Below are 20,319 nucleotides of genomic sequence, written 5' to 3'. Positions count from 1 at the left end.
ATCCCTTTTATATACAAAAACCCTGCGATCAACAAAGTTGATTCGCAGGGTTTGTCAACATTCTCAGCTCCTATTTTAAAGGAGCTTTTTTTGCATCTTTTAAGGGGAATGAAGGATTTCAAAGTGCTGTCACGTTCATACATTTCTCATCAAGTCGCCTTATATTAAAATAATAGTGAGGTGATTTGATTGAATAAAATGTTTTTTCGCTGCTTTTCAGCAATAGCGCTCATTTTCTTTCTGTTTTCCTTCATTTTACCAATAACGGTGTTGGCGGAGGGATATAACGCGCCCGATCCGTACAAACCACCGGATCCGTATAAAGCACCTGACATCTATAATGCCCCAGACCCATATAAGGCGCCGGACAATATATATAAAGCGCCTGATCCCTATCAAGCCCCAGACCTCGATTCGGCGGACCCCAACCATAAGGGCAAGGGACACACCGCACCGGATCAGGATAACCGTCCATGGTACAAGAAGCTTTTTGATAAGGGCAAAAGCCTGGTACATACTGTATCCGAAGGGCTGCACCAAGCATGGGAATGGACAAAAGAGAATAAAGAATACATCATTTCCGGGCTCGTTTTGGCGGCAGGCGTGGCTTGCTTGTTTATTCCCGGATTGCAAGGCGTCGGCGCCTCGATCTTGATTGGCTGGGCCACTTCGTTTGGCTTTAGTCTCGCGCTGAATGGCGGAAAGATCGATAAGCATACCTTCATGGAAGCCGCGATTGGCGGGCTGCTCGGTATCGTCAGTATGGGATTGGCCGGCGGGATCACCAAAGGATTGGCTTCGGCTTTTGGCCAAAAGGCCATCACCGCGCTTGCCGGTTCCCGCATTCTTGGACCGGTTCTGAATGGAGCGGGAAAATTGATCAGCAAGATGCCCGGACCGATTCAGAAAGTCTTCAGCAAGATGGGCTTTGTCACGGCGGTGGAAGGTGCCGGAACCAGCATGGTCGACGATCTGCTCCATGGCAAGAAGATCGATTGGAAGAAAGCCGCGCTGTCCGGTTTGGCCGGTGCCGCGGTGGTGGGTGGGGTCAATTTCGTCACCCCCTATGCCAAACCGCTGGTGGACAAAACCGTTTCCGCCTTTAAAGGCGCCACCAAACCGATCGTGGCGAAGATGAGTCCGGTGTTGAAAAATCTCGATGAATGCTTGGCGTATCAACAGGCGCCGGGACCTTTCGCATCGATTGCGATGTTGCAGAAAGATGGCTGTGATGTGTCGGGGATGTTTTCGGGCAAAAGCGATGATGCCAGTCAAGTGGCCGGCAGTGGCAAGGGGAATGCTTCAAAGCCTGTTGAAATAAGCAATGAGAAGATTAGACAGGTTTTTGCGGATCTACCGGAGGAACATGTTGATCAACTTAATCAACTTGTAAGATCGGCCGAAGCGGAAAAAGGGTTGCAGAGATTGATGGATATATCTGGAGATACAAGTGTTATAAATAAGATAAAGGAGTCTATAATAAAGGATTCGGCTTCAGCTAAGTATTTAGCGGATGATCTGGAGAAGTTAAGTAGTTTGGATAATCAAGCTATTGAGGAAATGCAAAATCGCATAGATATTGCAGCGAAAAAGATTAAAAGTGATTTAGATGGTTCTCTAGTTGATGATGCTTTAGATACGATGTATTCAAGCCCTGAAACTTATTTGTCTTTTGCAAGGGCTAGTTATTTTGAAAAAGTAGGACCCAAACCAAATCTGGTAACAGAACATCTGTTAAAACAGGGTTATACTGAAGCGGACCTTAAGAAGATAGCGAAATTGGTCCATACTCCTACATTGTCCTATTCTCCTGAAGAAATTGCTTTTATGGAGAAAGTGAGATTGAGTTTGCCAAAGCCCAAAGAAGGGTTTAAGGTTATTACAGAATATGATAAAGGAAAATATATAAAGGGAGAATATAAACAATTTAAAGGTTTTTGGGGAGATGCCAAATTTTATGGCGGTCAAGACCGCGAGACCTTTATTTACGATCATTTGCGATTAGATTATCCTGGAACATATCACCTTGCGAATGAGAGCAAACATACTTGGGCAATTAGATTTGAACCTCCTAAGGATTTGGCTAAGAAAGATGTGCCGTTTATGTTTGATGTGCCCAAAATCACCGATTTAAGGTGGTTTGACAATTTGCCATCCAATCCTTTTTCAGGAAGCGGATTTTTAACGGCAAGGGATGGCAGTTTGTTACCGGAATATAAGTTTGAGGATTGGCAGGACTTCAAAGTTGGAGAACAGATAGGATTTTTTGATGAAAAGGGCGTCTTTCAACCTAAGTATTCCTATGATGGTAAAGGGTGGGTTGAAATTAAGAAGTAAAAAGAGAGGAAGTAGAGAATGGCAGGTAAGATCAGTCCAGGAGATTACCGATCTGATGTAGAGGAATTTTTGGGCAGGGCTTCTTTACTAAAACAAGTTAAACCGGAGAAAAAGGTAGAAAATGGAATCAAGGTAACATATGGTTTTAACGATGGTCAAGGTGTATATGAAATTACGTATGATGAGCACAATCGGGTAATAGATGTTTTGTATCTAGAAGAAGAAGTGAAGAAATTTAGTTTTGAAAATCGAAAAAAGAGAGTAGCGAAATATGCTCCACCAGGTAAAGATAGAAAAAATGTAGAACGAATGTTTACTCGTTATGGCTACGATTTAATTATTAGCAGAAAGCTTGATGATGGTGAAATTTGTTTTTACGGTAATGAGTTACAAGGCGATATTAAAGGATATGTCATTTACGATAAAAATAACTGTGTTAAGAAATCGGATGCGTTGCCATTGACGAAAAAAGAGAATTTTGATGTAGATAAGTTTATTTCCACGCTTAAATAGAATTGAAAAATGTCTGTGTTGATATTGCAAAAAGATGTTGGTTCGATGAGCCATCATCTTTTCTTTTTTTAAGGTTAGAAGAGCTTCTGATAAGGAGAGGATGATTTTAGTAGTAAAATGGGTTGATCTACATTAGAGAAAGTAAATTATGGGAGAGAGTTCATGTTAAAATTCGTTAATACTGGAGATTGCAGGATTGATGTAGAAGAAATTCTAGGTAGAATTTATGGTCTGAAAAAAGTAAGAGAAAAGAAATCACATCAAGGTATTAAAGTAACTTATGGCTTAAGAGATGGTCATGGAATCTATCAATTTACCTATGATTCTAATGACCAATTGGTTCATATAGAGTATCTTGAAGATGAAGTAGTTAGAAATTCATTCAAAATCCGTGAAGAATATGTGAATGACTTTGCTTATTTAGGAAGTGATAGGAAAGAAGTAGAAAACAGTTTTGCAAAGTATGCTTATCGTTTAGTTAAGCAATCAAAAAAAGAGAATGGTGAAACTGTTGGTTTTTATGGCAATTTAAAAAGACAATCAGTAGGGATTGTAGTGATTTATGATAAAAATGACAAAGTAAAAGAAGCAATGGCCATACCAAGAGTGAGAATAGATGAGATTGATGTCAACCGATATTGATGAAAGATGTTTCTTTTTGAGAAGCACCCACAAAATAGTGGGTGTTTTTATTAAAGATGGCAAAGGAAATGAATACGGGAGACTTGAAATGTATATTCATTTAGGAGATCATCGACTAAATGTAGAAGAATATTTAGGGAGAATTTACAGTTTAAAACGAGTTAAACCGGACGAGAGAGTACCTGAAGGAACAAAGGTGATTTATGGTTTACGGGATGGGCATGGGATTTATGAAATGATTTATGATAAGCAGGATAGGTTGTTAAAAATTCATTTCCTGAAAGAAGAAGTAAAGAAAACTGGGTTCGAATTAAGGCAAAAACATGTGAATAGATTTGCAACTGTAGGAAGTTTAAAAGAAAATGTAGAAGAAGTATTTAAAAAATATGGTTTTGCTAATTTGAAGGAAATAATAAAAGCTGATGGTAGTGTGGTTTGTTTTTACGGTAATAAGTATAAACATGTCATTGGTATAGTTGTAAAATGTAATAAGGCCAAAAAAGTGACGGAGGCCACTGCTTTGCCAACTTATTTACACATAGATCAAATTAATTTTGGCCAGTACTAAGGTTTTGAGGTGTAGGGCGCTGTGTTGAAATAGATTACATGGTTTGCACCGTGTAAAGCCAGTGGTTGTTGTACCCAATGGAATAAAAGTGATTTATGGTAGAGCTGGCGGCAGAGGGATATATGAAGCGATTTATGATTCCAATAATCGGTTGTTGAGTTTTGCGTATCTGGAAAAGGAAGCTGAAAAGAATGCTCTGGAGATTAAAAAAGAATTAGCGGATCGATTTATCACTGTGGGCAGGCAGAAGAAAGAGGTGGAAAACTCTTTAAGAAGATATAAACTTTTGAAAGAAGAGCTTGTTCGCAAGGATGAACTTGTCTGCTATTATGGGTTTGAAAATGTGAAGTCGGTTGGATTTATCGTTATATACAATGAATGTGAGCAGGTGAAAAGGGTTCAAGTCATACCATGGACGAAACTAGAGGATTTGGAGCGTAAGTGATTTCCAATAATATCCACCTTTAAAGGGCTGTCAATAAATGAAAAGGCTTTGCAATCGGGTCGTGCAGAAGAAATCTGCGCGACCTTTTTATGTGAAGGGATTTATTACAAATAACCCATGTGAATAAAAGACTGTTTCCATTGCCAAAAACACAAAAACAGGCAACGGTTCTCGCTGCCTGACTCCACAACGCATATCAAACGGACCATCATGTCATGTCCGGGAATGACGGTGGGTAAAGCGAAATGATAAACGCCAATTTACAGATATCCAAAACCAAAAGCTTGCAAATCGTCCGCCTTCTTGAGACACGACGATCTTAAAGAAAATGAGGAGAAGCATATTGCTTGTGTGATCACGCTTTATGGTCAGCTTGGGTTGAACCATACGAGAAAGATGATGAAGAGAAGCCCTCCCTTGGAAAGAAAAAAGTCACGGGCTGGACCTAATCTTCATGCGGGTCATCTGGATGTCTGGAGGAGGGATATGTAGCTTTGACGGACATGCGTGAAAAAAAATCTTGTAGCTGGTCGTCGCTGATGCGAATCATGCGCACCCCCAACTTGGCATGAGCCAGTTTGCCCTCCTTGATCCACTGATAGACGGAGTTGATGTTGACACGGAGAATGTCAGCCACCTCTTCGGGCGTGTAGACCTTCACCGGTCAGCCCCCCTTTACTCATTGGTTTTTAGTTTAAATAAGTGCGTTTAGGTTGTCAATAGTCCATTTAAAACGGAATAAATTCAAAAAGAATGGGATAAAAGGTGCTAACACTTTCCAAGGGTGAGCTAATATTCATTATAGCTTTGTTCATACTTTATTCAAATAAAAATAATTTTCGATTATAGACTTTTTCTAATATTAATTAACCTGTCTTTCCGTTCCACGCGGATAGAAGGGGAAAAGGTTTGTCTATGGCGAAAAGGGATAGGGATCATTCCGTTTCAGTATAACGGGTGAGCGTGGGCTTTGGAAGGAGAGGGGGTTTCCCTCGAGTTGGACCAAGTTGTTTGGGATATGGCATCGTGTGTGGGGGATTCCCTCATGAAAAGGTAGCAAGCGGGCTTTAGACCACGCCCCGATGAGATAGATCAATGAGGATGACCAGAGCCTTGACTTCCAAAAGGGTAAGACAGGGGGTGGGATGGTTGCAGTTCATTCCCATGAAGAAAGGGAAGTTGGAGATTCCCGAAGCGGTGATGCGGGTGATCGACCGGCATCGCCAAGCAGAGGAAACGAGTGAAGTGTTGCCATGGCGCATTCAGTATCAAGGGTATTGTTATTATTACGTCTGTTATCAGCCTTTCCAATCGACGTTGGTGGTGCGGGATGATGGAATGGTGTTGTCGTTTAAAGAGGTGCGGGAAGTGATATACCAAGTGGTGCATTTGGTGGATGTCAGCCAGAACTTGTTTTTCGGAATGGGTCAGAAACACTTGAAACCGAAACTGATGGTGAAGTTATACCAGATGATTCAGGTGTTGCACCATCTGGCTGAACGGGGAATGGGGAGTGCGTTTTTGGAAGCGGTTCGCTCGGTTGAGGAAGCGTCCATGGTATTGATCCGATTGGAACAAGAGATGACCCAAGTGGTGTTGAATGGACGGAGAATGCTCTTAAAGTCCGTGCAAGAGCACATGGCTTCAGGAGACATGATAACCGAGCTAAGTAAGTTGCGCGATCAGTATGCCCTGTTGGTTCAAACCCAACAAGAGCTGTTCGCCAAAGATTTGCAAGCGTGGCATCGGTTGCATCGGCGGTTTTCCCGTCACGTTCCCTTGTACCGCCTCGATTTGTGGTTTGGCCTATGGCAATTATCCCTGTGTTATAGAGGAGTGCTGCGAGCGTTGAATCTGAATCATCGCCGGCATGCGGAAGAGTCCGGGGTATGTCAGGATACGATGCCGCAAACGGAGAAGGAACCGCTCTTGCTCACCTCGATTTATGTGAAGAACCGCAATCCGCGAAATTCGATTTCAAGTTAAGGGCAAAGAGAATGTGAGCTCTCCCGATGGGGAAGAGCTTTTATGTTTGGATCGCTTCTTGTTTTCCTTTGTCGATGTCCACGAACATCAACAGCAAGATGCCGATGAAGAAGAAGAGGGAAAGGGCGGCAATACCGGCACGACTCGTTCCGGCCCATTGGCCCACGAGTCCAAAGACGGCAGGGCCGAAGACAGAGGCGAACTTGCCGGAGAGTCCAAAGAAACCGAAGAACTCGGCGTTGTGGGCAGGTGGAACCATCAGGCTGAAAATCGAGCGGCTTAGGGCCTGGCTTCCTCCCTGCACGAAGCCAACCATAATGGCCAGCAGATAAAAATGAAGGCTAGTTGTCATAAAATAGCCCAAGGTGACGATGATGAGATAGATGATCAAGGTGAGGATGAGGGTGAGCTTGGTTCCGATTCGGTCTGCGATGTTGGCGAACAACAAGGTGCAGGGGATTCCGACAAATTGGGTAATGAGCAAGGCGGCGATGAGATCCCCTTGGGCGATGCCAATCTCGGTTCCATAGATGGTGGCCATCTTGATAATGGTATTGATGCCATCATTGAAAAACCAGAAGGCGAGCAGGAATTTGAGCAATTCGGGATTCCGGTGGATGCGCCGCAAGGTTTGGATGACCGTGGAGAAGCCTTGGCGCATGATCTGGGTGGTGGATCGGCTTCCTGATGTTTTCGGCGGTTCGGGTACATGTTTAAACAGAGGGGTGGCAAAGCCCCACACCAGATTCCCACAGTCAGGAAGGAAAGCTGGGTGGCCAAGAGTTTACTGATGCCGATCGTTTCATGAAACTGGATCATGACCAGATTAATGGTCAACAGGATGCCGCCGCCGATATATCCATAAGCATAACCGAGGGAAGAAACCTGATCTCTTTTCTCTTCTGGGGCGATCTCTGTCAGAAAAGCGTCCATAAAAGATGTTGGCACCAGAGAAAGCCAGCGTGCCCAGAAAGACGAGCAGGGAAGCCCAGAGCCAATCCCCTTCGCCAATCGTGACCATCAAGAGGGAAGAAGTGGTTCCCAAGAGAGTGAAAAACCGCAGAAAGCCTTTTTTCTTGTTGGTGACATCGGCAATGGCCCCGAGCAGGGGAGAGAGAAACACAATCATGATCAATGAGAGCGATTGGGTGTAACCCCAATAGGCGGTCGATGTGGTAGGATCGAGTCCTTTCCCCGCCACATCGGAGAAGAAAATGGGCATTACCGCTGCCATGATGGTCGTGGCAAAGGCGGAGTTGGCCCAATCATACATGGCCCAACTACGAATCACTTGTCGATTCATGAGAGGAATCCTCCAATTCATGGAAAGATGGTTCGCTTCAGTGAAGAGATGGCTCGTTGCAACTAAGTTTAGTAGGGGGCGAATAGTGGGTTCGAGTTAGATTTCCTTTAAAATTAAACACCCCTTTTCTTTTTCCTGCATATAAGTTCATTTAAAGATGTATGAACTAACTCCGATCTCTACTCTAATGAGGGGGGTTCGTGATAGAATGGAAGGTAGTAGGTTCGGATCTTAAAAAAGTAAAAATCAGATTTAAAGGGGAAGCGCTGTATGAGGCTGAAAGAACAAGGGGAGATGATCAACGGGACGTACCGTGTGCTCAAAACATTTCCATTTGTCATCGGCACCCTGTATTATACGGAAGTGAGCCTGGATTCGGGTATCGCATATACCCGTTTTATCCATGCGCTTGAGCTGGGGGCGATGCCACAGCAAGTGGAGCCGGAGGCGATTTCGGCGCGGGATGAGTCCGTTTTTTTTCCGGTGCGGGAAGTGTTTGTGGAAGACGGCGTCTTGTATCAAGTGTTTCGCCGCTTGGAAGGAATCCTCCTTGCTCATCATTTAATTCAGCATTCTCCTCTAAACTTGAAAGAAGCCGTCTGGATAGCGCGGGGAATCGTAAATCACCTGCTACGGTTATATGGAGAGAACCAATTGACGATCATCCATCCGCAAAATATTGTGTTGACTCCCGGCAAGGCGATCCGCTTCTTATATGGCGGGGCTTGGGGGACGATTCCCAAAGGGGTGGTTCCCCAAGTGGATCAGAAGACGAACCAACTTGTCGATTCATATACGCTGGGAGCATTGATTTATAGAATGTTAACGGGAAAAAACCCCATGGGCGTTGGCTTGACGATTCCGCCGATTTCCACCTATTGCGCGGAGTGCCCGCCCGAGTTGGATGAATGGGTTAGCCGCACATGTTCATTTGATCTCCATAAGCGACCGACGATTAGTGAAACAGCCGATTTTCTGGAATGGTTAATAGAACGAAGGGTGAAAGTTGGAGGAGAGCGTGATGAGTGAGTTTAAAAAGAAAGGCGACAAGATACAAGGTACATATGAGATTATCAATGTGTTTCCCTTTGTAGAAGGGGTTCTTTATTATACCACCATGAAGAAAGAAGGGCAGCTGGATTCCGGGCACACTCGCTTCATTCATGCGGTCGAGATGAAGAAAAAGCCGGCTGATTACGAACTGGATGAGTTGATGTCACGCAATCAGGAAATGTTCTTCCCGATTCAAGAAGTGTTTTTGGAAGATGGGAAGCTGTATCAGGTATTCAATAAGATGGAAGGGATTCTGTTAGGAATCTATCTGATGCGCACCGCTCCGCTCGCGATGGATGAAGTCGCCCGGATACTGAAAATGGTCACCAACCATTTGATGCAGTGTTACGATGAAGAGCAGTTTGCGCTGGTGGATCCGCAGAATATGATGATTACCTCGACGGGGGAAGTCCGCTTCTTGTTTGGCGGGCCCAAGCGACTGTTTGGGGTGACGCGCCGTGAAGCGGAAGATGTGAAGAAAGTGGCCCAATTGCTGTACCAGATGCTCACAGGAAAACGAGTCGATGACAAAGCCGACAAAGTGGAGCAAGTGAAAGCGACGCGGAAGGATATGTCGCTCGAGCTGGAAAGCCTGATTCAACGCGCGTTGTCATCAGATCCATTAAAACGGCCCCGCGTTCAGGATTTCTGGCGGTGGGCTGAGCAGTATGAAGAGAAAAAGCAGAAAAAGGCCAAACCGGCAACGGAAGCCCTGCCGGATAAAACGAGCACTCCTGAAACCAAGACCGCAGAAGCTTTGCCGACCTCAGTGAAAGGGAAGCAGCCGGTGAAAGGCCAAGCGGTCGGGGAACGCCCGCGGGCGCGTCGGCCGATTCTGGCGCTGATCGGTGTGGTCGCCGTGTTGGCCTTGGCTTTTATGGCGTTTTCATGGTTGAGTGGCGATTCGGCAGAAGATGTCTTGGCCGCCGGGGGCATTCTTGACCCGACGGTAGAGCAAGGAAGCGAGCAAGCTTTCGCCTATTATCAGCAATCCAACTTGGCGTATGACCGCAAACAGCTGGAACAGGCGATTGACTTGGGGCGGAAGGCGCTCAGTGCCGATTTGGGCAAAAAAGAATACTACATCAACCTGGCCAATATGTATGGCGTGGCGCAAGAATACGAAAAAGGGAAGCAAGTGCTGGAAGCGGCAATCATTGCATTTCCTGAAGAAGCGAGACTGTACGATGACTTGGGGGTCTTCGCTTACTACTTGAAAGATTATTCCCGCGCGATGGAAGCGGCGGACCGTGCCGTAAAGCTAAATCCCAGTGCAGGGTCTTATTATTATCATCAAGGAAAAATCTACGGGGCTTTAAAGCAGTATGACAAGGCGATCCAGTCCCTTCGCTACGCCACGATGGTCAGCAAAAAGACCTCCCGCTATTACCATGATTTAGCCGTATTTCTCAACACCAAAGGCGAGTTGGACGATGCGATTAACGAAGCCAAAAAAGCGGTGAAATACGCCGATCGCGATGAAGAGAAGTACTATCTCACCCTGGGGGTACTTTACCTGAAGAAATGGGAACAAATCTCCAAAAACAATTCCCTCAGTGAAGAGAAGAAAGAAGAGGAGATGGCGGATTACACCAAACGGGCGTATCGCGCGTTTGATGATGCGGTGGATAAAGAGAAACGATTCCCAGAGGGACAATACTACAAGGCGTTGGCACATTATTTGCATGGTAACTTCAAATCGGCGAACTATGCGGCGGAGAAAGCGGCGGAGTTGGAGCCGAACAATGCCACGTACCTATATCAGTTGGGACTGACGTACATCGCGTTGGGGGAAAAAGAGAAAGCCTTGGGTGCGCTTGAAAAAGCTTACCAGATTGACGCAAATAACGCCTTGGTGCAAGAAGCGATCAAAAAAGCCCAGATGATCAAGCCAAAACCGGCATCGCCTAAAAAGGAGGAGAAGAAGGATGAAGAAACCGATGCGAAAAAATCGTAAACGCTGGGTTGGCGGGCTATTTTTCACCATTTTTGGGGTGGGAGCGCTTCTCACCTTCGCCTCCGACAGCGAGGCGTTGCCTCCCATTGTGGTGCAGACGCCTTCATTGCAAATGGAACTGGAACAGATCGATTTCCCACCTGTTCAAGCGGGAACAGAAATAAAAGCGAAAGCGCAAGAGGAAGAATAGATCAGCTCAATGAGCTGGTCTTTTTTTATAAAGCGTTGTGTGGCCAAAGGGAAATCAGGCTCCCGCCCATACGGATGAAAAGCCACTTGCCGGATCGGAAAAAGTTCGTTACCGTCGGCGAATCGATTCGTCTTAACTTTCTTTCATTTCTGCCCTTGCTTGACTTCCGATATCCCAGATAGTAATATAATTCTTGTCTTTAATATCATATGGGGCTATAGCTCAGCTGGGAGAGCACCTGCCTTGCAAGCAGGGGGTCAGCGGTTCGAATCCGCTTAGCTCCACCAAAACCAAAGTTGCACCTCGGTTAGGGGGTGCAACTTTTTTGCGGTCTTTTACAGGATTAGGCAAACAACCTATAGAATTACAGTGAAAGTTCAAAACGACTCCGTTTATCGCAAAATTACCCCTTTTGCGAATATTGCATAATAATGTAGAATTGGATAATGAAACCAAAAGAGGATCGCCGGAGAAAATTCGCAGACCAGAAGAGGGTGTTCGTGACAATCATGATGAGAGAGGGAGGCGTCTTATGAAGAACAAGTGGATGAAAATCGGGGGCGCGGCATTGATGACTGTGGCAATCGTCGCGGCCGTGATCCAGCATGTGCGGGCAGATGAGTCGGTCAAGGTAAGTCGGTTGACATCCGTAAAGTTGAAAGAAACCTTTACCACATCGGGCAAGTTGGAGTCGGCAAAGAAGCAAGAGGTCTATGTGCAACCGGAACGCGGTGAGATAAAGCGAGTGTTGGTGGAAACGGGAGAGAAAGTGGCGAAAGGCGATCGGCTGGTTGAGTATGAAGGCGCGGCGGGAGGCAGCACTTTTGTGACAAGCAAGATGAACGGCACCGTCGTCAGAGCGGAAAACATCCTGGTTTCGGGTCAAGGGGGGAACGGACCGATTGTCGTCGTAGCGGACATGTCTCAGTTGAAAGTGGTGGCCAACATTTCCGAATTTGACATCATGAAAGTAAAAGTGGGGCAATCCGCCAGGGTGATGACCGAAGCCATGCCGGAAAAAGGATGGCAAGGCAAGGTGAAGGATGTGGGCATGCTGCCCAATGAGCATGGATTGGCTGAAGATGAGCAAGTCAATATCCGGTGGAGATTACGCTTGGTGGCAAACCTCCCTTTAAGATTGGAACCAAGTTAATTGTGGATATTGTTACGTCCAATGCCGAGGCGATGAGCCTTCCCGCCACTGCGGTCGTGGAACGGGAGGAGCAACAAGTGGTCTATGTGGTCCGTGAGGGGAAAGCGGTGGAAAAGGCTGTTCGGGTCGGCAAACGGAATGAACAGTGGGTGGAGATCTTGTCGGGTCTTCTGGCCAGCGATCAGGTCGTCGTCAATCCATCAAAGGGATTAGTGAACGGGATGGACGTGAATGTGCAATGATCGAGTTGCTGGGCATTCACAAAACATATATGCTGGGTAATCACGAGATGACCGTGCTGAACAACATTCATCTGGCGATCTGCCCCGGTGAATATGTGGCCATCATGGGACCCTCGGGATCGGGGAAGTCCACCTTGATGAATGTGATCGGATTGTTGGATCGACCAACGGAGGGGCGCTATTTGCTTGATGGAAATGATGTGTTTGCGGAGACGGATCGCCGATTGGCGCGAGTGAGGAACCGGACGATCGGTTTTGTGTTTCAACAATTTCAATTGTTGCCGCGGATGAATGCGCTACAAAATGTGGAGTTGCCGTTGACCTATGCGGGATTGCCAAAGGCGGTGAGGGAACATAGGGCCATGATGGCGCTGAAGAAAGTGGGATTGGCTGGACGAAGCGGGCATCGTCCAGCGGAATTGTCAGGGGGGCAACAGCAAAGGGTGGCGATCGCCCGGGCATTGGTGACCGATCCCAGAGTGTTGCTGGCGGATGAGCCGACAGGCGCCCTTGATTCGGTATCCAGCCAAGTGGTGTTGAACTTGTTTGATGAGCTACATAGCGAAGGACGGACGATCGTGATGATCACCCATGACGCGGAGGTGGCCGAGCGTGCCGAGCGGGTCATTCATATCCGTGATGGGCGGATCATTAAAGATGGGGTGCCGATCAAAGGAATGGTGTTGACATGAAGCTCACCGAATATATGCGCATGGCTATAAACTCGGTATTGGCCCATAAATTGCGTTCATTTCTAACGATGTTGGGGATTGTTATAGGAGTGGCCTCCGTCATCGTAATCGTGGGAATTGGCCAAGGCGGTAAAGACCAGCTGACCCAAACATTTGCCGGGAAGGAAAATGCCATTACCCTCACACCTAAAAAAGAGAAGAAAAAATTATCCCTCTTGCCTGCTGACAAACAGTCGGCATTCACCCGGAAAGACTTGGACGCATTGAAGCATATTCCAGAGGTGAAGCGGGTGATGGGTTTCAATTATATCGGCGGAACGATTCAGCATCGGGATAAAGAGATAGAAAGGGCTTTTATATACGGGATCGATACGAATGAGCATATCACGTCCAACGGCTCGGAATTGGCCGAGGGGAGAATGTTTCATAGTGGAGATTACAGCAGTACCAGCGGGGGAGTCATCATTTCCTCCGTCGTGGCACAAGAATTATTTCCCGGGCAACATCCGTTGGGCAAGATCGTATGGATTAAAGAACAACCGCTAAAAGTGGTAGGCGTGCTGGCAAAAAGCAAAGGGATCAAGGACCTTTTGCAAATTCCGGAAGTCTATTTACCAACGCTTACTTGGAGCAGTGTTTTTGGCAAGATGAAGTTGGACACCGTCACCATTCAAGTGAAAGACCCCGGCAAAATCGAGCAAGTCGGCCAACAAGCGGTGCAATTGCTACATCGAAACCATAATGAGCAAGATAAATATGAAGTGCAAAATTTAGAGCAAGTGACAGAGGGAATCAACCAGGTTGCCGATATTATGACAGTGGTGATCGGCAGCATTGGAGGGATTTCCTTATTGGTGGGCGGAATCGGGGTGATGAATATCATGCTCGTTTCCGTGACGGAACGGACGCGGGAAATTGGGATTCGCAAAGCCCTTGGGGCGACCAAACACCATATCTTGATCCAGTTCCTCGTTGAAGCGGTAACGATCTGTGTCCTGGGTGGGGGACTGGGAATAGCCATTGGCGTTGGCGTCGCATGGATGATTGATTACATGGGAATTTGGCCTGCAACCGTCTCCATGCCAGTCGCGTTCGGTGGGGTTGTTTTTTCCCTGATTTTCGGGGTCGCCTTTGGTTTGTTGCCTGCAAAGAAGGCGGCTCAACTTAACCCGATTGACTGCTTGCGTTACGAATGAACAAAAATGAAGGAGCGTTGGGGAATGACGCCCTTCATTTTTTGCATATTTTTACGAAAAGGGGGAAAAGGGTAATGATGAAAAGGATAAAGGAGGCAAGGGGTTGTGGATGAGGAGCAAAAGAAAAGCGGGAGAAACCGGCTGCTATCCTGGTTAGGCGGGTTGGGTGTGCTGATCCTCAGCTTGGGTGGGAAGCTAAAGGCGTTGTTACCGCTGTTGAAGTTTGGCAAATTTGGTGGCACATTGATCACCATGTTTATCTCGATTGGCGGCTATGCGTTGTTCTATCCACTAGAGTTTGCGGTCGGACTTGTCATTATGATTTTTATCCATGAAATGGGACATGTATGGGCTGCGCGCCTCAAAGGCATTCCGGTTTCGGCGCCATCGTTTATCCCATTTTTGGGCGCGCTCATCACGATGAAGCGCCAGCCCGCGGATGCGGAAACGGAAGCGTTCATCGCTTATGGAGGACCCCTGTTGGGCACGATCGGCGCGCTTTTGTGTTATGGTTTGGGCCTATGGCTGGATCAACCGGTTCTCTTGGCGATCGCCATGGTTGGTTTTATGCTTAATTTGTTTAATATGATCCCGGTGCATCCTTTGGATGGGGGAAGAATTGTTACGGCCGTGACGCGTTGGTTGTGGGTGGTGGGTCTCATTATCGGCGCGGTCCTGATCTTCTGGTTGCAAAGTTGGCTTTTAATCGTGATTTATCTGTTGTTTGTCATGGAACTATGGTTTACATACGGTCGTAAAAAACGGCAACCCAAGCCGCGGACGTTCCATGTGGAAGCCAAAATACCCGAACGGCGGTTTTATGAGGAAGGAATGTGGATTCCGGGAGAGGATCACCGCCGCTCATTGCCGTTTCGCCAATATTGTGCGTTGAAGGATCAAACCCATCTTGTCTCAGTCGAGTATCCCGGTTTAGGCACCATCGCCACATTTGAGTTGCAAGGGGAAGTCCACGAAATGAATTTGGTCAAGACCTTCCCTCCCGCCGAGGAGCATGGGGAAGTGCGCATGATTTTGGAAGGGCGATTCACCCCGGAACGGGTTGGAGCGATTGCCCAAGATGAGAAATATTACAGTGTGTCACCCAAGAAGCGGTGGGCTTATGGCGTGGCATATTTCGGATTGATCGCATTTCTCGGTTATATGGTTTATCTGATGGGCCAAACCCCGCTGGCGCAAATGGGTGGATCTTAATAAGAAAAAGAGGAATCCTATCAGGTTGGATAGATTCCTCTTTTTTAGTGGAATTAGCTCATAGGTTGGGTAACGAGAATGACTCTCGTTCACTTATTTTATCAAAAGTTTAGTCATCTGGGAAATGGATTGAAACTATTTTATCGTAATCGTTCTCTCTGTGTGGTCATGAACTTTGCCTTTTTCCACGTGCAACTTGATTTGGTATGTGCCTGGCTCAGGGAAAGACAGGCGGGTTTCATAGCGGCCGTCCTTGGTTTCTGCCGTATCGGAAAACGCGTGTTTGCTGTTGCCTTCTTTCCAATATTCAAACTGGACATCCGCATCGGCAAACGGCTTATTTTCTTTGGTGACATGGCCAATGATCGCTACTTGTGCTCCTGCTTTGGCTTCGTCGGGCGCTTCGATATGCAAGTGAAGCCCGCTGTCGTTGTGGTGGCCGTTGGAAGCGTGGCCATCGGAAGCATTCGGGTCGCCGACGACAAAGGTGGCATTGATCATCTGGTGGGTGGCCGGTGTGGTTACGTGCACAACCACCACATGCTGCCCATCTTCTTTAAATGCGCGGGCGGCTTGGTAGACGCCATCCTTTTCCTTTTTCGCCGGGATCATTTCATGTTTGTTGCCCTGCTTCCATACTTCAAATTCCACCTTGGCATCTCCAACAGGTAGCTTATTGGCGGTGATATTCGAAATAAGTTTAACAGACTCACCCTTGCTGGGATGGGTCGGATTCGTTTTAAAAGTAATGGTTAATTGGGTGGGTTGGGGATTTTGTCCGTGGTGCTGATGGTGCTGAGCTTGGTCTGTGTTGAGATTGCATGCTGTCAATAGCCCAAACACAGAGAGGAGACCCACTAAGAACATGGCTGTTTGTCGTTTCATTCCAACTTACTCCCTTCTGATCCTGTCGAAAGGCTCAACCCCTATTGTTATCCATTCTGCGCTGATTGACTATCCCTCTTTCGGGCTATCTTTCCCTGACCCGACCTGAAACTGTTGGGAGACCCAACCTTGTTCAACGGCGAAACGGGCCAGTTGCACACGGTTATGCAAGTGTAGCTTCTGCATGATATTTTTGAGATGGTTTTTGACGGTGTACTCCGAAATCATGCAGATGGCGGCGATTTCACGGTTGCTGAGCCCCTTTGCCACATGCGTGAGGATCTCTTGTTCACGCCCGGTTAGCTTGGTTGAGGTGGTCTTGTGGGGGGAAAGGGTGAATTCATGCAAAATCCGGCTGGCGATTTCTTTCGGCATCGGTGCCTCATCAGCTGCGATCGAGCGCAAATAGGTTAACCACATGGAGGGATTCAAGTTTTTCAACAGGTAGCCTTGCGCTCCCTTTTTCAGTGCCTCAAACAGATCGGACGCATCATCGGACACGGTGACCATCACAATTTTGATAGAAGGATATTGCTCTTTGATTAACCTTGTTGCTTCCAAGCCATTCAATCCCGGCATGTTGATATCCATCAAAACCATGTCGGGCATCAGTTTCTCCGCCAATTGAACCACTTCAAAGCCATCTTTGGCCTCCCCCACCAAATGGAATGAGGGATCTTGTTCGATAATCAGCCTCATGGCCTGACGGGCGTGTTCATGATCATCGCCGATGAGAATGCGACAAGGTTCTTGCATTTAGGTGTCCTCCCGTCGTTTGATTTGGAGTCGGGTGATGCCGTTTTCCCGCGTGAAGCTGAAGGAGGCCTTCATGTTGCGGGCCCGCTCCTGCATAATCTTCAGGCCGAAGCGATCATGGTGTTGAAAAGGATCGCCGGTAAACCCTTTGCCGTCATCGAGCACCGTCAGGGACCAGCCGGACTGAAGCGGTTCTAATCGCAGTGTGACATGCTCGGCGGAGGCATGTTTGCGAATGTTGGTTAAGGCTTCTTGTATGCAGGCGAACAACTCCACTTTTTCACGGGGATTTAAGCGTTCTTCCTTTAATGTGAGTTCGGCTTCCAACGGGATTCCCGTGTCGAGCCGGAATTGGTTCAACCAATGGCTCAGCCGCTCCTGCCAGACATGGGAAGCGGCGGTGGAAGAGTGCTTAAGATTGTAGATCGATTGGCGCACATCATCATGGATTTGGCGCAAATGTTTATGCACTTGGTTGAGTTCGCCATCATCGTATTTCTGCTTAAGGTGGTCCAATTGCACCGAGCACAAGAATAAGGTTTGCGCGATCCCGTCGTGCAATTCCCGGGCAATGCGTTCCCGTTCTTTTAAAACGGCTTTTTCCGCACGTTCTTTTTTTAGTTCTTCTTGCATTTTTTCATAGATGACAAACAAGCGAAGCAGTAACGTGATGGTAACGAGAAACACGATGACAGGCGTGAGGATATTGCCCGCATCCATGGAGAGATACGAAAGGAGAAACTCATGCCGCACATATTCCCACAGCCCCACCACGATCGTTGGGATGATCAGGATCAGCCATTTAATCTGTTGGTAACGCAACTTTATCACTCCGTCACAAAATCATGCTTCCTCCATATATCATGAAGCACACCGTTTAATCTGTAAACAAAAAGGAAAAGGCAGCCCGGTGGATGGGCTGCCGTGAGGAAGATCGGGGCGAAGGCGTGATTTACCCGTTCCGTTTGAGTTTACCCGTTTTCATCGCGTAATTCTCAGCCAAATGGAAAACAAACAAACCCAGGGGGATCAAAACAAGGCCGATGCCCAAGAGAGCGAACAAGCTGTGGCTTAGGTCGATGATCCCTGCCCCTTGGAGAATGGCCTTTCGTGCGGCATCAAGGGCATAAGTGGCTGGAGAGAGGGTAGACAAAGGTTGAAGCCATTCCGGCAAGACGCGAATATCATAGTAAACACCGGAGACGAGTAGAATCACACCTTGAATGATGTGGGTCGCTTGTGAACCGCGCTCAGGCGAGAGAAGGGGCAAGATGGCGGCAATCAGCCCCAGGCCGATGAATGCGGGACTGGCCACCAACAAGACGGTAAGCGCGCTGACGAGGTTGGCCTGATCCATCGATAAATCAAAGAAGAAAGCGACAGCAACCAAGACAACGATCGTGCGCACGGTACCATAGAGGATGGCAAAGAAACACATGCCAACCAGGTGGGTGATCCGTCGAATGGGTGCCATAAACGTATATTCAATGGTGCCTTCCCACCGCTCCCATGTAATGGAGTTGGAGACTTCCTCAAACTGAATCGACATGAACCCCCAGAAGAGGGCCCCGATGACCAAATAGAGGACGGTGGTTTCCCGTTCGGCGCCATTTACCGTTAGTCCGATTAAGCCGATGGTCAAGGTATTCACGATGTTGTAGAAGAGAAAGACCAGTTCCCAGGTGATATAACGCTTCACCAGGCTGAAACTTCGTTCGACAAAGGCATACATTGCATGAAACTCAATCCATTTCATCCGCTTGCACATCCTCCCATGATTTGCCTGTCAATTGAAAGAAGACTTCCTCCAGAGAATCGGCCCCAACTTGCCGTCTCAGCTCCGCGGCGGTATCGAGTGCCACGATTTTTCCGTTGTCGATAATGGCGATGCGGTCACACAATCGCTCCGCTTCATCCATGTCATGCGTCGTCAGGATGATGGTCGCGTCGTGGGATGACATCACTTCCTCCACATACTCTTGCACGTCGCGTTTAGACTTCGGGTCGAGACCGGTGGTCGGTTCATCCAGTAAGACGAGGGTAGGGGAAGTCATCAGGGCGCGGGCGATGGCCACTTTTTGTTGCATCCCGCGTGACAGATTTTCCAGGGATGTGAGTGCTTTGTCCGGTTTCATGCCCAACCGGTTGAGAATGGCGAGCGCTTTTTCTTGGCCTTCATGCGGAGACATCCCGTAAAGGCGGGCGGCGTAGCGCAAGTTTTCCAATGAGGACAGTTTTTTGAAGAAGGCGGCCTCCACAGACACCCGATTGATGAGGCGACGGACGGCTTGCTGTTCTTTGATGACATCATGGCCAAAGATGGTTAATGTCCCGCTATCAGGATAAAGCAAGGTGGAGAGCAAGCGGATCAGCGTCGATTTGCCTGAGCCATTGGGGCCGAGCAGACCAAACACTTCCCTCCGGTATACGTGGAAAGACACGTGGTCGACCGCTTTGATCTCCCTGTTTTTGCCGAGAAAGAAATTCTTCAGGGAGCGGCTTCCTTTGATCGGTTCATGGAAAATCTTGCAGACGTCTTCGCAACGAATGGCAATTTCCTGACGGTGTCGCGGTTGTTGTTCCCCGGCTTCCGCCCTGTGGGTTAATGTTGAGGTATCAGACAAGAGGTTCCCTCCTTTTTTAATTGGCCATCTTTCCAAAGTGCATGCTGCTTATGTGTTACAGCCAGTAACGTTGGATATCGTGAAGCAGTTCGGTGCGATCTATCTTGTCGCCGATAATGCTTTCGCGGAAGGAGCGAGGTCCCTCGATCATCCAGAAATCGGTGAGCAGTTGATTGCTTCGGTTGTGGGGGAATTCGTGTGAAACACGCTCGGTTTTACGCGCAAATAAACGAAATATTTACAAATCCTCCTTTATTTTCTGCCCCTGGCAAAAAACACCACAGGCCGTCAAACCTGTGGTGTGCAAGGAAAAATATAAACACCACAGGCGTAAACGACCTGCGGTGTGACTTTGCTAAGGCTAAATGTGGAAAGAAACACACCTTTGTTCATTGAGGTCGTCTGCGGGGGGAGTGGTATGCAATTGGATATAGGCAACAACGCCCAAAGGCATACCTGTGTTAGCAAGTAGAAGAAGCTTATTCATGGTGACGACCTCCTTTACAAAGGGTGTTTTAGTATTTTAAATTTTATATTTTAGTCACAGTTTTGTCAATTGTATTTG

General features: G+C 47.3%; 22 protein-coding genes, 1 tRNA gene and 1 pseudogene. 16 read left to right on the top strand and 8 right to left on the bottom strand.

Annotated features, from left to right (window positions below; genetic code table 11):
* The first annotated feature begins 189 nt into the window (after positions 1–189).
* From ACFQNG_RS16725 to ACFQNG_RS16705, 5 genes are all read left to right on the top strand, one after another.
* On the top strand, positions 190–2,337 hold the full coding sequence (locus tag ACFQNG_RS16725; RefSeq protein WP_379866780.1) for a hypothetical protein: 2,148 nt from the start codon (positions 190–192) through the stop codon (positions 2,335–2,337).
* Positions 2,338–2,355: 18 nt separating this feature from the next.
* A complete protein-coding gene (locus ACFQNG_RS16720) occupies positions 2,356–2,850 on the top strand; it encodes a hypothetical protein (RefSeq protein WP_379866778.1) in 495 nt (164 codons plus the stop codon).
* Positions 2,851–3,012: 162 nt separating this feature from the next.
* A complete protein-coding gene (locus ACFQNG_RS16715) occupies positions 3,013–3,492 on the top strand; it encodes a hypothetical protein (protein ID WP_379866776.1) in 480 nt (159 codons plus the stop codon).
* Positions 3,467–4,060 (top strand): hypothetical protein, encoded by a 594-nt coding sequence (locus tag ACFQNG_RS16710; protein WP_379866774.1) that lies wholly within the window; start codon positions 3,467–3,469, stop codon positions 4,058–4,060. Before ACFQNG_RS16715 ends, ACFQNG_RS16710 begins: the two co-directional genes overlap by 26 nt.
* Before the next feature lie 43 nt (positions 4,061–4,103).
* A complete protein-coding gene (locus ACFQNG_RS16705; RefSeq protein WP_379866772.1) occupies positions 4,104–4,505 on the top strand; it encodes a hypothetical protein in 402 nt (133 codons plus the stop codon).
* A 445-nt stretch (positions 4,506–4,950) separates the two neighbouring features.
* On the opposite strand, the gene ACFQNG_RS16700 is transcribed toward ACFQNG_RS16705, so the two are convergent.
* Complete coding sequence (locus tag ACFQNG_RS16700; protein ID WP_379866769.1) at positions 4,951–5,166, bottom strand: helix-turn-helix domain-containing protein; 216 nt, start codon at positions 5,164–5,166, stop codon at positions 4,951–4,953.
* Between the two features lie 488 nt (positions 5,167–5,654).
* On the opposite strand from ACFQNG_RS16700, the gene ACFQNG_RS16695 reads away from it, so the two are divergent.
* Positions 5,655–6,491: a hypothetical protein gene (locus tag ACFQNG_RS16695; RefSeq protein WP_379866767.1), complete on the top strand. Its 837-nt coding sequence runs from the start codon at positions 5,655–5,657 to the stop codon at positions 6,489–6,491.
* Between the two features lie 40 nt (positions 6,492–6,531).
* Here the strand turns inward: ACFQNG_RS16695 and ACFQNG_RS16690 are convergent.
* Positions 6,532–7,424, bottom strand: a pseudogene (locus tag ACFQNG_RS16690) (MFS transporter).
* Positions 7,318–7,794: an MFS transporter gene (locus ACFQNG_RS16685; RefSeq protein ID WP_379866765.1), complete on the bottom strand. Its 477-nt coding sequence runs from the start codon at positions 7,792–7,794 to the stop codon at positions 7,318–7,320. Before ACFQNG_RS16685 ends, ACFQNG_RS16690 begins: the two are co-directional and overlap by 107 nt.
* 270 nt (positions 7,795–8,064) lie before the next feature.
* Between ACFQNG_RS16685 and ACFQNG_RS16680 the strand changes: the two genes are divergently transcribed.
* From ACFQNG_RS16680 to ACFQNG_RS16640, 9 genes are all read left to right on the top strand, one after another.
* Positions 8,065–8,823: a protein kinase family protein gene (locus ACFQNG_RS16680; protein WP_379866763.1), complete on the top strand. Its 759-nt coding sequence runs from the start codon at positions 8,065–8,067 to the stop codon at positions 8,821–8,823.
* A complete protein-coding gene (locus tag ACFQNG_RS16675; protein ID WP_379866762.1) occupies positions 8,816–10,804 on the top strand; it encodes a tetratricopeptide repeat protein in 1,989 nt (662 codons plus the stop codon). Before ACFQNG_RS16680 ends, ACFQNG_RS16675 begins: the two co-directional genes overlap by 8 nt.
* On the top strand, positions 10,776–10,994 hold the full coding sequence (locus ACFQNG_RS16670) for a hypothetical protein (protein ID WP_379866760.1): 219 nt from the start codon (positions 10,776–10,778) through the stop codon (positions 10,992–10,994). Before ACFQNG_RS16675 ends, ACFQNG_RS16670 begins: the two co-directional genes overlap by 29 nt.
* Before the next feature lie 211 nt (positions 10,995–11,205).
* Positions 11,206–11,281, top strand: a tRNA-Ala gene (locus ACFQNG_RS16665).
* Positions 11,282–11,526: 245 nt separating this feature from the next.
* A complete protein-coding gene (locus tag ACFQNG_RS16660; protein ID WP_379866757.1) occupies positions 11,527–12,147 on the top strand; it encodes an HlyD family secretion protein in 621 nt (206 codons plus the stop codon).
* A 2-nt stretch (positions 12,148–12,149) separates the two neighbouring features.
* Positions 12,150–12,389, top strand: a complete 240-nt coding sequence (locus tag ACFQNG_RS16655; RefSeq protein WP_379866755.1) for a permuted SH3 domain-containing protein — start codon at positions 12,150–12,152, stop codon at positions 12,387–12,389.
* Positions 12,386–13,081: an ABC transporter ATP-binding protein gene (locus ACFQNG_RS16650; protein ID WP_379866754.1), complete on the top strand. Its 696-nt coding sequence runs from the start codon at positions 12,386–12,388 to the stop codon at positions 13,079–13,081. The genes ACFQNG_RS16655 and ACFQNG_RS16650 overlap by 4 nt, the downstream gene beginning before the upstream one ends.
* On the top strand, positions 13,078–14,277 hold the full coding sequence (locus tag ACFQNG_RS16645) for an ABC transporter permease (protein WP_379866753.1): 1,200 nt from the start codon (positions 13,078–13,080) through the stop codon (positions 14,275–14,277). Before ACFQNG_RS16650 ends, ACFQNG_RS16645 begins: the two co-directional genes overlap by 4 nt.
* 105 nt (positions 14,278–14,382) lie before the next feature.
* Positions 14,383–15,489 (top strand): site-2 protease family protein, encoded by a 1,107-nt coding sequence (locus tag ACFQNG_RS16640; protein ID WP_379866752.1) that lies wholly within the window; start codon positions 14,383–14,385, stop codon positions 15,487–15,489.
* A gap of 135 nt (positions 15,490–15,624) precedes the next feature.
* Here ACFQNG_RS16640 and ACFQNG_RS16635 read toward each other — a convergent pair whose 3' ends face one another.
* From ACFQNG_RS16635 to ACFQNG_RS16615, 5 genes are all read right to left on the bottom strand, one after another.
* Positions 15,625–16,374: a FixH family protein gene (locus tag ACFQNG_RS16635; protein ID WP_379866750.1), complete on the bottom strand. Its 750-nt coding sequence runs from the start codon at positions 16,372–16,374 to the stop codon at positions 15,625–15,627.
* A 69-nt stretch (positions 16,375–16,443) separates the two neighbouring features.
* Positions 16,444–17,130 (bottom strand): response regulator, encoded by a 687-nt coding sequence (locus tag ACFQNG_RS16630; RefSeq protein ID WP_379866748.1) that lies wholly within the window; start codon positions 17,128–17,130, stop codon positions 16,444–16,446.
* Positions 17,131–17,952, bottom strand: coding sequence for a sensor histidine kinase (locus ACFQNG_RS16625; RefSeq protein WP_379866746.1), 822 nt, complete (start codon positions 17,950–17,952; stop codon positions 17,131–17,133).
* A 130-nt stretch (positions 17,953–18,082) separates the two neighbouring features.
* Positions 18,083–18,886 carry an ABC transporter permease gene (locus ACFQNG_RS16620; protein ID WP_379866744.1) on the bottom strand — a complete coding sequence of 268 codons (804 nt, stop codon included), beginning with the start codon at positions 18,884–18,886 and terminating at the stop codon, positions 18,083–18,085.
* Positions 18,873–19,754, bottom strand: a complete 882-nt coding sequence (locus tag ACFQNG_RS16615; protein ID WP_379866742.1) for an ABC transporter ATP-binding protein — start codon at positions 19,752–19,754, stop codon at positions 18,873–18,875. The genes ACFQNG_RS16620 and ACFQNG_RS16615 overlap by 14 nt, the downstream gene beginning before the upstream one ends.
* A 52-nt stretch (positions 19,755–19,806) precedes the next feature.
* On the opposite strand from ACFQNG_RS16615, the gene ACFQNG_RS16610 reads away from it, so the two are divergent.
* A complete protein-coding gene (locus tag ACFQNG_RS16610; protein WP_379866741.1) occupies positions 19,807–19,956 on the top strand; it encodes a hypothetical protein in 150 nt (49 codons plus the stop codon).
* The last annotated feature ends 363 nt before the right edge of the window (positions 19,957–20,319 follow it).

This window comes from Laceyella putida (genome assembly GCF_042665195.1).
GTDB classification, from domain to species: domain Bacteria; phylum Bacillota; class Bacilli; order Thermoactinomycetales; family Thermoactinomycetaceae; genus Laceyella; species Laceyella putida.
Note: the sequence above shows the minus strand (reverse complement) of the source record. Positions and strands in the feature narration are given on the sequence as shown.

Coding starts and splice junctions, on each gene's coding strand:
- ACFQNG_RS16710 (WP_379866774.1), top strand. CDS start 3,467: ATGAGATTGATGTCAACCGATATTGATGAAAGATGTTTCTTTTTGAGA.
- ACFQNG_RS16635 (WP_379866750.1), bottom strand. CDS start 16,374: ATGAAACGACAAACAGCCATGTTCTTAGTGGGTCTCCTCTCTGTGTTT.
- ACFQNG_RS16620 (WP_379866744.1), bottom strand. CDS start 18,886: ATGAAATGGATTGAGTTTCATGCAATGTATGCCTTTGTCGAACGAAGT.
- ACFQNG_RS16670 (WP_379866760.1), top strand. CDS start 10,776: ATGAAGAAACCGATGCGAAAAAATCGTAAACGCTGGGTTGGCGGGCTA.
- ACFQNG_RS16680 (WP_379866763.1), top strand. CDS start 8,065: ATGAGGCTGAAAGAACAAGGGGAGATGATCAACGGGACGTACCGTGTG.
- ACFQNG_RS16685 (WP_379866765.1), bottom strand. CDS start 7,794: ATGAATCGACAAGTGATTCGTAGTTGGGCCATGTATGATTGGGCCAAC.
- ACFQNG_RS16675 (WP_379866762.1), top strand. CDS start 8,816: ATGAGTGAGTTTAAAAAGAAAGGCGACAAGATACAAGGTACATATGAG.
- ACFQNG_RS16645 (WP_379866753.1), top strand. CDS start 13,078: ATGAAGCTCACCGAATATATGCGCATGGCTATAAACTCGGTATTGGCC.
- ACFQNG_RS16650 (WP_379866754.1), top strand. CDS start 12,386: ATGATCGAGTTGCTGGGCATTCACAAAACATATATGCTGGGTAATCAC.
- ACFQNG_RS16660 (WP_379866757.1), top strand. CDS start 11,527: ATGAAGAACAAGTGGATGAAAATCGGGGGCGCGGCATTGATGACTGTG.
- ACFQNG_RS16715 (WP_379866776.1), top strand. CDS start 3,013: ATGTTAAAATTCGTTAATACTGGAGATTGCAGGATTGATGTAGAAGAA.
- ACFQNG_RS16630 (WP_379866748.1), bottom strand. CDS start 17,130: ATGCAAGAACCTTGTCGCATTCTCATCGGCGATGATCATGAACACGCC.
- ACFQNG_RS16720 (WP_379866778.1), top strand. CDS start 2,356: ATGGCAGGTAAGATCAGTCCAGGAGATTACCGATCTGATGTAGAGGAA.